The sequence below is a fragment of the Campylobacter concisus genome (genome assembly GCF_002092845.1).
Classification (GTDB): Bacteria; Campylobacterota; Campylobacteria; order Campylobacterales; family Campylobacteraceae; genus Campylobacter_A; species Campylobacter_A concisus_AQ.
This window is the reverse complement of the sequence record NZ_LVXF01000001.1, coordinates 251,238-263,585: the sequence shown is the minus strand read 5'-3', so window position 1 is coordinate 263,585 and position 12,348 is coordinate 251,238. Positions and strand designations below refer to the sequence as shown.

Sequence of the window (12,348 nt, the reverse complement as noted above, 5' to 3'; positions counted from 1 at the left end):
AAAAACTCTTGTTGATGAGATAAAAGATATAGGAAAATAAAAATAGTCTGCTAAGATGAACGACGAATTTTACATGGATCTTGCTTTAAGCGAGGCTTGGAAATTTCAAATCCTGACCTATCCAAATCCAGCCGTTGGATGTCTTATTCTTGATGAAAATGGGCAAATTTTGTCTTGTAAGGCTCATGAAAAGGCTGGATATTTACACGCTGAACCGACAGCGATACTCTTTGCACTTTGCAAAAAAAGTGAAAAATTTAAAGATGATTTTATAAAAGCGTATAACGATAAATTTAGCTCTAATATAAAAGAGGGCGAATTTGGCCTTTTGGAGCCAAAATTTACCTATGAATTTATACTAAAAAATCACTCAAATTTACTAAAAAATGCAAAGGCTTACGTCACTCTTGAGCCTTGCTCGCATCATGGCAAAACGCCACCTTGTGCAAATTTACTAAAAGAACTTGGCTTTAGCGAGGTGATAATAGGAAGCCACGATGAAAATAAAATCGCAAGTGGCGGTGGTAATTTGCTTAAAAGCGCTGGTATAAAAGTTAAATTTGGCGTTTTAAAAGAGTGCTGCGATAAGCTGCTTGAACCATTTTTGGCCTATCAAAATGGTGGATTTAGTTTTTTAAAAATCGCCCTTAGTAAAAACGGCGTGGCAAGTGGCGGCATTATCACAAATGAGCTTAGCCGTACGCACGTCCATAAACTTAGAAGCGTCATAGATACGATAGTGATCGGTGGCAATACAGTGCGAACAGACCGGCCAAAGCTTGACAGCAGGTTAGTGGGCAGTGGTAAAAGTCCAGACGTTATAATCTACTCAAGAAGTGATAAATTTGATAAGACGATACCACTTTTTAGCGTTCCAGGTCGTAAAGTCAGCATTCAAAAAGAGCTTAGCTTAAAAGGACTTAGCATGTTCGAAGGTGCCGGTGAGTTTTTAAAACTTGCAAAAGGTTGCAAACTAGCAAATGTAAAATGGCTACTTATCTATCAAAGCTCAAATTTTAAGGATGGTAAAAACCTGAGCCTTGATCTAAATTTAAAGCCACTATTTAGTGGGAATTTTGGAGACGACAGCTACACTTGGTATGAAATTTTGGATTAAATATCTAAGCCAAAATAGTGCTTAACTAAAAAGCCAATACCAAATGAAATGATCGCAACACCAAAAGTTATCACACACATCTCAATCACTCTTGGTAAAAATTTAAGCTCTTTTGCCACGCTTATGTAAAAGTTGTAAGTGATAATGGCAACAAAGGCAAAGAAAAACATCGACAAGACAGCGTAAAGACCACTTGAAAAGATGAAAAATGGAAGTATCAAAAACGCCGTTGTTATGATGTACGAACCACCTGTGTAGAGCGAATAGGTAAGCGGTTTGATCTCGTCGCTTGGATTTTCTTTTGACTCAAGATAGGCTGATCCTGCCATAGAAAGAGCAGCTGCAATACCCATGATAAGGCCTGTCGCACCAACTGATTTTGTATTTGAAAAAGCAAGTGCGATACCACTTAGCGTGCCAGTTAGCTCAACTAATGCGTCATTCATGCCAAGAACAATGCCACCGGCATTGACTAGTTTTGTATCTTTTAGCATAGAGATTAAATTATTTTCATGATTTACTTCTTCATCATAAATATCTTTAGCTTCAGGATACTCATCAACGATACCAAGATAAAATTGCTCTGCATCTTCTTCACGTGACTCCATAAATTTTAAAGTAAAAGATGTACCAAAAATTTTAACAAGTATCGTATAGAAGATGACTTTGAATAAATTTGCAGTTCTGCTCTCACCTGTTATTTTTTGGCAAAAAGCATAATGTCGTTTTTCCTCAGTGATTAATTTACGAAGTATTTTTTTATTTTCTTCATTTTTTTCACTAGCTTCGAGTAACGTATAGATAGCGGTATCATCTGCTTCATTTTGTAGCTGTTTTAAAGCACGCTTTTTATCTAGCATAAATTCCCCTTTTTAAATTTTGTAAGATTTTGGATTTTGAAGTGCAAGATTAGATGGTGCGATCAGCGAGACTCGAACTCGCACACCTAGCGGCACTACCCCCTCAAGATAGCGTGTCTACCAATTCCACCATGATCGCAAAAAGAGTAAAAGCCCCAAAGAGGGGCTAAATTTAAGCTTTACGCTTAGCCAAGCATTGGGTTTGCGTAAAGAACGATAAGTGTAATAACAAGTGCGTAGATAACTTGTGCTTCGATCATCGCAAGAGCGATAAACATTGTAGTCATAAGTTTGCTGCCAACACCTGGGTTTCTAGCTGTTCCACTAATTGTTGCAGCAGCTGTATTGCCCATACCAATAGCGCCACCAAGAGCTGCAAGGCCAAGGCCAATACCACCAGCGATAACTGAATATGATCTAATCATCTCGCCATCAGCGCCAAATGCGAATGCAGCAAGACCAAGAATTAAAAACACGATCTTTTTCATCGTTGCTCCTTTAAAATTTTAAAGCTCTTTCGGATCTGTCCCCTACTTAAACTTTATGAGCCGTAATATTACAAAAACAAAACTTTGTTTCAAATAAAAACACTAAAAATTTAAATCGCCCATAAAAAATTCTTGGCTTAGAAAAATAAAAGTTTTTTTATGTTATCTTTGAAAAAATTAATTTATTCTTAATCTCAGGTAATCAATGATAAATGAAAAATTTTCAAAAATAGGCTTCGTTCTTGCTATGGCAGGATCGGCTGTTGGACTTGGTAATGCATGGAAATTTCCAACAATGGTAGGAAACAATGGCGGTTCAGCGTTTATAATTTTATATTTACTTCTCACGTTTGCTATCGCTTTTGTGGCGTTTTTAGCAGAGCTTAGCATTGGTAAGCTTGGTGAGAGTGACGTTGTAAGCTCCATTTATAAACTTGCTCCAAAACACAAAAAAATATGGTCTTTTTCAGGCTTTTTTATGATAGGAGCGATACTTATTGCTTCGTTTTATATGGTTGTCATTGGCTGGATATTAAAGTATATTTATCTTGGCTTTTCGCCACTTTTAAGCAATCAAGAAGAGGCAGCCCAGCAGTTTAATACACTTTTGGCAAATGATCTAACCAGTGCCATGCTTTGCTTTAGTCTAGTCTTTTTAATGGTATTTTTTGCTGTTTCAAAAGGTGTGAAAAGTGGCATTGAAAAGCTAAATATCTGGATGATGCCGGGCCTTTTTATACTTCTTGTTTGTATACTTTTTTATGCAATTAGTATGGGTGATGGCTTTGTTAAGGCGGCTAAATTTTTATTTGTACCAAATTTTAGCGCTATCACGCCAGATGTTGTTTTACAAGCTCTTGGACTCGCGTTCTTCTCGCTATCTATGGGTGTTGGCGTCATACCGACATACGCTGCAAATTTACCAGAGCAGACAAATCTTATAAAATCAACGCTTTCTATCATCTTTATAAACATATTAATAGGCATTATGATGGGACTTGTGGTCTTTACGTTTATATTTGCTTATGGAGCTGATAGCACGGCAAGTGGCCCAGGGCTTATTTTTATCTCACTTGTTACACTTTTTGCAAAGCTTGGGATAGTTGGCAATGTCATGGCCATCGCATTTTTTGTTTCACTTTTATTTGCTGGTGTTACAAGTGCTGTTTCGATGATTGAACCATTTGCTTATTATTTGGTTAGAAAATTTGAAATTTCACGCAAAATAGCTCTTGTTTATATTGGAATTTTTGTCTATATTTTAGGCCTTTTTTGTATTTTTTCATATTATGCGCAGACGGCTAATATTTTTAGTATTTTTGGCAAGCCAGTCTTTGATGCACTTGATTTTCTTACTTCAAATATCATGATGCCAATAGGTGCCATAATTTTTAGTTTTTTTGTTGGCTATAAACTTAAAAAAGAGAGCCTATATCTACTCTTTGGCGAATTTATGGGAAAAGTATTCTTTGAAATTTGGTACTTCACTCTAAGATATATCGTGCCAATTGCAATTTGTGCCATCATGATCTATCAAATAGCAGGTAAATGATGGATAGATTTAGTAAAGTTGGTTTTGTTCTTTCTATCATTGGAGCGGCTATTGGCCTTGGTAATGCATGGAAATTTCCATATATGGTCGGTAGTAATGGCGGTTCAGCATTTATTCTTATATATTTATTTTTTGCTTTTGTTGTTGGACTTAGTATATTTTTTGCTGAGATGGCAATGGGCAAAATTTCATGCCTTGATACGGTTGGAGCATTTAAGAGTCTAGCTACAAAGGGGGCAAATTCTTGGAAATTTGCTGGTGTTGTGATGGTGACAGGGTTATTCATCGCATCTTTTTACACACTCATCATTGGTTGGGTTTTAAAATACGTTATCTTAAGTCTTGGTGAGCTTCCAAAAGATATGGCAAGCTCAGAAGCGCTTTTTGTAAATTTTACTTCAAAGGGCATAGAGGAGCAAATTTTATATTTTAGCATCGCTTTTTTTGCCTACTTTTTTATACTTACAAAAGGTATAAAAAGTGGAATAGAACGTATAAATGTATATCTTATTCCAGCACTTTTTATTTTGCTTTTGCTTATGCTTGGCTACTCTTTTGGCATGAATGGATTTGATGAGGCGGCTAAATTTTTACTTGTACCTGATTTTTCAAAGATAGATCAAAGCGCTATCTTAAATGCTCTTGGGTTAGCTTTTTTTACGATGTGTATTGGCATTGGCTGCATTTTAACTTACTCATCAAGCCTAGGCAATGATACAAATTTATTCACTTCATCACTTTATGTAGTCTTTGCAAATATAATTATTAGCGTAATTATAGGACTTATAGTTTTTACATTCACCTATGAATTTGGCTCAGAGCCATCAAAGGGTGCAGGGTTAGCATTTATCTCGCTTCCAACGCTTTTTGCAAAGCTTGGTTTGCTTGGGAATTTCTTAGCTTTTGCATTTTTTACATCTTTATTTTTTGCTGGTATAACATCGGTTATTTCGCTAGTCGAGCCATTTATATTTTTCTTAAATAAAAGTTTGGGATTTAGTAGAAATAGATCAATTATCATTGTCGGTGCCGTAGTTTATGTTTTAGGGATTTTATGTGCATTAAGCGGTATTGGCAATTTTAAAGAAGCACTTACATTTTTTGGTAAGAGTTTTTTTGATTTGCTTGATTATCTTAGCTCAAACATTATGCTCCCACTTGGTGGCATTATATTTGCCATTTTTGTTGGATACTTTATGAAATTTGAGCTTTTAAAAGAGCTATTCTTGCCTTATATGGGTGAGATTGTTTTTAAAATTTGGTATTTTTTAATAAGGTTTGTGGCACCAGTTTTAGTTTTTGTGGTGCTAGTAAGGGAGATTGCATAATGGCAAAAGAACAGTTTTCTAAAATAGGTTATGTTTTAGCAGTTGCAGGGTCAGCTGTTGGACTTGGCAATGCATGGAAATTTCCATATATGGTTGGTGAAAATGGTGGATCGGCATTTGTTATTTTATATCTTTTGATAACGTTTTTAGTTGGCATACCTATCTTTATGGCAGAGCTAAGTATCGGCAAACTTAGTGAGAGCGATAGTGTAAATGCCTTTAGAAAGTTGGCGAATAAAAATAAAAATTTATGGCAACTAGTTGGAATTTTAGCTATGGTAACCGCAGCTATAATCTCATCTTATTATATTGTGATCATCGGCTGGGTCTTTAAGTATTTCACACTATCTTTTACTGGTCTTCCAAACGATATAGAAAGTTCAAAAGTAATATTTAACGAGCTTCTTACGCATGGTCTTGGCGAGCAGACACTTTATTTTGTTATAGCATTTGTAGCTTGCTTTTTTATCCTTTCAAAGGGTGTGAAAAGTGGTATTGAAAAGCTAAATGTTTGGATGATGCCAAGCCTATTTATCATGGTTTTAATCATGCTTATCTTTTCTATGACAATGAATGGCTTTACAAAATCGGCTGAGTTTTTGCTTATTCCCGACTTTAACAAAATTTCATTTAACTCGCTCTTGCTTGCTCTTGGGCTTGCTTTTTGGACACTATCTCTTGGTATGGCAGCGATCATTACATATTCAGCTAGCCTAAGCGATGATACAAATTTAGCCACTTCTACGCTAAGTATCGTTTTTATAAACATCGTCCTAGCCATCATGATGGGTCTTGTTATCTTTACTTTTATATTTGAATTTGGTGCCGAGCCGTCTCAAGGACCAGGACTTGTCTTTATCTCGCTTCCAACGCTCTTTGCTAAGCTTGGTGTGATAGGTCAAATTTTGGCTGTGGCATTTTTTGCTGCGCTTATCTTTGCTGGCATTACTTCAGCCATCTCTATCGTAGAGCCGTTTGTATTTTTCTTGATCAGAGAGTATGGCATTAGCAGGATAAAAGCTCTTAGCATAGTTGGAGCCGGTGTTTTTGTTTTAGGATTTTTATGTCTTTTATCAAATATAGAAAATGTTGGCGACAAATTTATGCTCTTTGGTAAAAATTTCTTTGATTTTCTTGACTTTACCGCTTCAAATGTTCTGCTTCCAATTAGTGGTATTGGTGGAGCGATATTTGTTGGATATTTTATGAAAAGAGAGGCACTTTATGTGTTATTTAGTCCATATATGAGCGACTTTGTATTTAGTGCGTGGTATTTTTTATTAAGATATGTGGCGCCAGTTTGCGTCTTTATCATTATGATAAATAAATTGTTTTTTTAAGGGTTGGTTATGCAAAAAGTTGAGAAATTTTTTGATAAGGTCGGTGATATAGTCGGCTATATTTGCATGTTTATTATGGCTTTGATGATAATAGACGTCTTTTTTAACGTTGTGGCAAGATATTTTTTCTCTTATGGAAACGTTGCATTTCAGGAGCTTGAGTGGCATTTTTTTGCTGTAATATTTTTGCTTGGCATGAGCTATGCATTAAAAGAAGATGCACATGTTAGAGTTGATATCTTTTATGCTAAATTTTCACCAAAAAATAAAGCTCTTGTAAATATGATAGGAACTGTTATTTTTGTAATCCCATTTGCACTTTTAGTTTCAAATTTATCATTTGAATTTGTGAGTGATGCTTATACTTCAGCTGAAGCTAGTGCAGATCCAGGCGGTCTTACTCACAGATGGATCATAAAAGCACTTATTCCTTTTTCTTTTTATCTACTTGTATTTTTTGCGATTGGCTTTTTTATAAGAAATTTTAATCTTTACAAAAAAGCCAAAAAGGGGGAATAATGGCTGGTTTGATAATGTTTATAGCTGCACTTTTGATGCTAGGTATTGGCTTTCCAGTAGCCTTTACCTTTGGTGCGGTTTCGATGATATTTGGCATGATTGGCAGTATTGTTGAGAGCATTGGAGATGGAGATGGACTACTTGGAAGTATCGAAGTTTTTAAAGATATGTTTAACTTCATGCCTTATAGAATTTTCTCTATCATGGAGAGTAGAATTTTCATAGCAGTTCCACTTTTTGTCTTTATGGGCGTTGTGCTTCAAAAGTCAAAACTAGCTGAGAGGCTACTTGAGAGCATGGGTATGCTTTTTGGAGAAATTCGCGGAGGTATTGCTATTAGCACCATCTTGGTTGGAGCACTTCTTGCAGCTTCAACTGGTGTTGTTGGTGCAAGTGTCGTTGCAATGGGCGTTATAAGCTTGCCCGTTATGTTAAAGTATAAATACGACCAAGCGCTAGGTTGTGGCACTATATGTGCCGCTGGTACGCTTGGACAGATCATTCCACCTTCTATCGTGCTGATTATCTTGGGTGATATATTTTCAGTGCCAGTTGGTGAGCTTTTTCATCAAGCCATCATCCCAGGACTTACACTTGTAGCAGTTTATATCATTTATATTTTGATTGTTGCTTATTTGAAACCAGATACTGCACCGGTAGTAAAAGATGAGAGCGGTGTTAGTAAATTTAAGCAGATCATGAGAGCACTAATTGCTATCTTTCCACCGCTTTTACTTGTTATTTGTGTATTGGGTTCTATATTTGCAGGTATCGCTACACCAACTGAAAGTTCAGCTTTTGGCTGCGTTGGAGCCATTATTTTAGCTATTTTTTATAGGACATTTTCATTTTCTATGATAAAAGAGGCATTGGCAGAAAGCGTAAAAACCACAGCACTTGTCTTTGCTATACTTGTTGGTGCGACAGCCTTTTCTATGGTATTTAGTTACACTGGTGGCGATGAGATTGTTGAAAAATTTATGACAAATTTGCCAGGCGAGAAGTGGGGCTTTATCATTTTTAGTATGGTTGTCATCTTTGTGCTTGGCTTTTTTATCGACTTTGTTGAGATTTCATACATTGTGCTTCCTATCTTGGTACCAATAGCCGCAAAGCTTGGCATAAACCCTATCTATCTAGCAATCTTAGTTGCGATGAATTTGCAAACTTCATTTTTGACGCCGCCATTTGGATTTAGCTTATTTTTCCTAAGATCAGTCGCACCAGCTGAGATAAAAACGACTGCTATTTATAAAGGTGTTGTGCCTTATATTTTTATTCAGCTTGCTGTACTTGTATTTTTCTGCGTCTTTCTAATGGAATTAAAGCCAATGCTTGATGCGAGCCACGGCGGATTATTAAACTTCTTACTCTCACTTTTTAAATGATATAAAAGTTTTTGGTTGTAAAATACCAAAAAACAAGCAAAATGGCTAATTTGAGTTTCTAATCAATTTAGCCATTTTCTATGAATTCTTTAAATAAATTTATAAAATTAATGAGGTGGGTGATGGCGAAGAAATTTATCGATGTTATGGATACGACCTTTAGGGATGGCTTTCAGTCAGTTTATGGCGCTAGAGTGCTTATGAACGATTTTTTGCCTGCGCTTGAAGCGGCCAAAGAGGCTGGCATAGAGCATTTTGAATTTGGTGGCGGAGCGAGATTTCAAAGCCTTTATTTTTACCTAAATGAAGATGCTTTTGCGATGATGGATAAATTTAGAAGCATCGTAGGACCAAAAGCTAATCTTCAAACCCTAAGCAGGGGCGTAAATACCGTTACACTTGATACTGGTAGCCGCGAGCTAATCGACCTTCACGCAAAGCTTTTCAAAAAACACGGAACCACCACCATTAGAAATTTTGACGCACTAAATGACGTTGAAAATTTAAAATATTCAGGCGAGAGGATCGCTCATCACGGACTAAAACATGAAGTTGTTGTTACAATGATGGATCTGCCTAGTGGCTGTGTGGGAGCACATGATGTTAAATTTTATGAGAAAATTTTAAGAGAAATTTTAGACGCAAATATCCCTTATCACAGCGTTTGCTTTAAAGATGCAAGTGGCACAAGTAGCCCACAAAAGGTCTATGAAACCATAAAAATGGCTAGAAAATTATTGCCAGAAAAAACTCACATCAGACTTCACACTCATGAAACCGCAGGCGTAAGTGTGGCTTGCTATCTTGCAGCGCTTGAAGCTGGCGTTGATGGCATAGATCTAGCCGCAAGCCCAGTAAGTGGCGGTACAAGCCAGCCAGATATCTTAACTATGCTTCACGCAGTAAAAGGCAAAAACTATGATCTTGGCGGACTTGACGTGGAGAAAATTTTAAAATATGAAAGCGTTTTGAATGATTGCTTAAAAGAGTATTTCTTGCCGCCTGAAGCTGTGCAAGTAAGCCCACTCATACCATTTTCACCGATGCCTGGTGGAGCACTCACTGCAAATACCCAGATGATGAGAGATAACAACATCTTAGATAAATTTCCAGAGGTCATCCTTGCGATGCGTGAAGTAGTGCAAAAGGGTGGATACGGTACTTCAGTGACCCCGGTTAGTCAGTTTTACTTCCAGCAAGCGTTTAATAATGTAATGTTTGGCAAGTGGAAAAAGATTGCTGAGGGATATGGCAAAATGGTGCTTGGCTACTTTGGCAAGACCCCGGTTACGCCTGATAAAGAGATCATCAAGCTTGCAAGTGAGCAGCTAGGATTAAAACCAACTACAAAACACGCAGTTGATATAGCTGATAAAGATGAGAGCAAGTCACTTGCCCACGTAGAAGAAATTCTAAGGCAAAACAATATAAAAATTACCGAAGAAAACGTCTTTATAGCAGCAGCTTGTAAAGAAAAAGGCATCGCATTCTTGAAAGGCGAAGCCAAAGTAAATGTAAGAAAGATCGATCCAAACGCTAAGGCAAATGAATGCAGACAAACTCAAAGTGGCAGATATAGTGTCGTTGTAAATGGTAGCCGCTACAATGTCGAAGTAAGCGAAGGCTTTAACGATAGCATCCAAGTAAAATCAATCACCGAGGTTGAAGGCAAGAGCGTAAAAAATGCCAAAAGTGCAGTAGCAGGTGCAACAGAAAATGATATCGTTGCTAGCTTACCGGGTGCTGTACATAAAATTTTAGTAAGCCCTGGCGATCAAGTCAAAAAAGGGCAAGCTGTAGTTGTACTTGAAGCGATGAAGATGGAGATAGAGGTCAAGGCTCCAAAAGATGGTGTGATAGGCTCTATAGAGGTTAGCAAAGGTCAAAGTGTCGCGAACAATCAAGTAGTGGCTAAATTTAAATAAATTTGCCACTTTTAAAAAGATAGTGTTAAGCGAAATTTGATTAACATTTTGATGACTTTTAGGTCAAAATTTATAAAAAATGAAAAATTTAAAAGGAAACAATATGATAAATAAACTAGACGAGCTAGGTCTAAAAGAGATCAAAAAGATAAATCACAATCTAAGCTATGATGAGCTTTTTGAGCTTGAAAAAGCAAATAACGAGGGTAGAGTCTCAAATAACGGCACTTTCATGGTTGATACAGGAATTTTTACTGGAAGAAGCCCAAAAGACAAGTACTTTGTAAAGCAAGATCCAAGCCAAAAATACATCGCTTGGGGCAAGATCAACCAGCCTATCACAAAAGAGCTTTTTGACAAGCTTCTTAAAAAAGCAAAAGAGCAGCTAAGCGGCAAGGAAATTTTCATCCAAGACGCATTTTGTGGAGCTAGTAAAAAGAGCCAAAAATCAGTCCGTTTTGTCACCGAAGTAGCGTGGCAAGCGCACTTTGTAAAAAATATGTTCATCCGCCCAAGCGAGGCAGAGCTAGCTAAATTTGAGCCTGATTTTGTAGTATATAACGCTTGTAAAACAAAAAATGAGGACTACAAGGCTGATGGGCTACACTCAGATGTCTTTGTTATATTTAACGTTGAGGAAAATGTTGCAGTGATCGGCGGCACATGGTACGGCGGCGAGATGAAAAAGGGTATTTTTTCTATGATGAACTACTGGTTGCCACTTGAGGGCAAGCTAAGTATGCACTGCTCTGCAAACGTAGGCGAGAAAGGCGATACAGCGCTATTTTTTGGTCTATCTGGCACTGGCAAAACGACACTTTCAACTGATCCAAAACGCAAGCTAATAGGCGATGACGAGCACGGCTGGGATGATGATGGCGTATTTAACTTTGAGGGTGGTTGCTACGCAAAATGTATCAACCTTGATCCAAGCAGCGAGCCAGAAATTTACGCAGCGATCAGGCGTGATGCGCTACTTGAAAATGTCGTGGCTGACGAAAACGGCGTGGTTGATTATAAAGATGGCTCAAAGACTGAAAACACACGCGTGAGTTATCCGATCTATCACATCGACAACTACGAACCAAGCTCAAGTGCCGGCCATCCAAAAAATATCATCTTTTTAAGTGCTGACGCTTTTGGTGTGCTTCCTCCAGTTGCGAAGCTCACAAAAGAGCAGGCGATGTATTATTTTCTAAGTGGCTATACAGCAAAAGTTGCTGGTACAGAGCGCGGTATAACTGAGCCAGTCGCTACTTTTAGTGCTTGCTTTGGCGAGCCATTTATGCCACTTCACCCAACTGTCTATGCAAAACTACTAGGCGAGAAGATTGATAAGCACAGCGTTAATGTCTATCTTGTAAATACAGGCTGGAGTGGCGGTGCTTACGGCGTTGGTAAACGTATGAGCATAAAAGCAACTCGTGCTTGCATAAATGCGATCCTTGATGGTAGCATCACAAAATGCGAATTTGAAAATTTTGATAAATTTAACTTTGCTATACCAAAAGAGCTTGATGGTGTCGAGACAAAACTGCTAAATCCTATAAATACATGGACGCATCCGGCTGAGTATAACGCTTCACGTGATAAACTCGCTAAAATGTTTGTTGAAAATTTCAAGCGTTATGAAGATGTAAAAGAGGGCGTTGAGTACGCTAAAGCTGGACCAAAAGCTTAATTTATATAGCCTTGCAAAGAGTTTGCAAGGCTGTTCCTAATATCTTACAAGAATTTTTAGTTGATATTTTTTATATGACTAAATTTAAAGTATTTCTCTTCTAAATTATAAGCTCAAGTTATTACATTTGTAAATTTATTCTAGTAAGTA

General features: G+C 37.3%; 10 protein-coding genes and 1 tRNA gene. 8 read left to right on the top strand and 3 right to left on the bottom strand.

Annotated features, from left to right (window positions below; genetic code table 11):
• Nucleotides 1–55: 55 nt before the first annotated feature.
• A complete protein-coding gene (gene ribD, locus A3854_RS01330; protein ID WP_084040988.1) occupies nt 56–1,117 on the top strand; it encodes a bifunctional diaminohydroxyphosphoribosylaminopyrimidine deaminase/5-amino-6-(5-phosphoribosylamino)uracil reductase RibD in 1,062 nt (353 codons plus the stop codon).
• Here ribD and A3854_RS01325 read toward each other — a convergent pair.
• The 3 genes from A3854_RS01325 to A3854_RS01315 all read right to left on the bottom strand — a co-directional run bounded on the left by A3854_RS01325 (nt 1,114) and on the right by A3854_RS01315 (nt 2,465).
• A complete protein-coding gene (locus A3854_RS01325) occupies nt 1,114–1,977 on the bottom strand; it encodes a VIT1/CCC1 transporter family protein (RefSeq protein ID WP_084040987.1) in 864 nt (287 codons plus the stop codon). The two genes, ribD and A3854_RS01325, sit on opposite strands and share 4 nt — an antisense overlap.
• Nucleotides 1,978–2,031: 54 nt before the next feature.
• Nucleotides 2,032–2,116 (bottom strand) — tRNA-Leu (locus tag A3854_RS01320).
• Between the two features lie 46 nt (nt 2,117–2,162).
• Nucleotides 2,163–2,465: a F0F1 ATP synthase subunit C gene (locus A3854_RS01315; RefSeq protein WP_004317263.1), complete on the bottom strand. Its 303-nt coding sequence runs from the start codon at nt 2,463–2,465 to the stop codon at nt 2,163–2,165.
• A 205-nt stretch (nt 2,466–2,670) separates the two neighbouring features.
• On the opposite strand from A3854_RS01315, the gene A3854_RS01310 reads away from it, so the two are divergent.
• The 7 genes from A3854_RS01310 (at nt 2,671) to pckA (ending at nt 12,198) form a co-directional block, all read left to right on the top strand.
• Nucleotides 2,671–4,017 carry a sodium-dependent transporter gene (locus tag A3854_RS01310; protein ID WP_081370916.1) on the top strand — a complete coding sequence of 449 codons (1,347 nt, stop codon included), beginning with the start codon at nt 2,671–2,673 and terminating at the stop codon, nt 4,015–4,017.
• Complete coding sequence (locus A3854_RS01305) at nt 4,014–5,345, top strand: sodium-dependent transporter (RefSeq protein WP_072594705.1); 1,332 nt, start codon at nt 4,014–4,016, stop codon at nt 5,343–5,345. The genes A3854_RS01310 and A3854_RS01305 overlap by 4 nt, the downstream gene beginning before the upstream one ends.
• On the top strand, nt 5,345–6,685 hold the full coding sequence (locus A3854_RS01300; protein ID WP_084040986.1) for a sodium-dependent transporter: 1,341 nt from the start codon (nt 5,345–5,347) through the stop codon (nt 6,683–6,685). The genes A3854_RS01305 and A3854_RS01300 overlap by 1 nt, the downstream gene beginning before the upstream one ends.
• Before the next feature lie 9 nt (nt 6,686–6,694).
• Nucleotides 6,695–7,204 carry a TRAP transporter small permease subunit gene (locus tag A3854_RS01295; protein WP_021090735.1) on the top strand — a complete coding sequence of 170 codons (510 nt, stop codon included), beginning with the start codon at nt 6,695–6,697 and terminating at the stop codon, nt 7,202–7,204.
• Nucleotides 7,204–8,592, top strand: coding sequence for a TRAP transporter large permease (locus tag A3854_RS01290; RefSeq protein ID WP_054196248.1), 1,389 nt, complete (start codon nt 7,204–7,206; stop codon nt 8,590–8,592). Before A3854_RS01295 ends, A3854_RS01290 begins: the two co-directional genes overlap by 1 nt.
• A gap of 122 nt (nt 8,593–8,714) precedes the next feature.
• On the top strand, nt 8,715–10,517 hold the full coding sequence (locus A3854_RS01285) for a biotin/lipoyl-containing protein (RefSeq protein WP_084040985.1): 1,803 nt from the start codon (nt 8,715–8,717) through the stop codon (nt 10,515–10,517).
• 106 nt (nt 10,518–10,623) lie between these two features.
• Nucleotides 10,624–12,198 (top strand): phosphoenolpyruvate carboxykinase (ATP), encoded by a 1,575-nt coding sequence (pckA, locus tag A3854_RS01280; RefSeq protein WP_180378628.1) that lies wholly within the window; start codon nt 10,624–10,626, stop codon nt 12,196–12,198.
• The last annotated feature ends 150 nt before the right edge of the window (nt 12,199–12,348 follow it).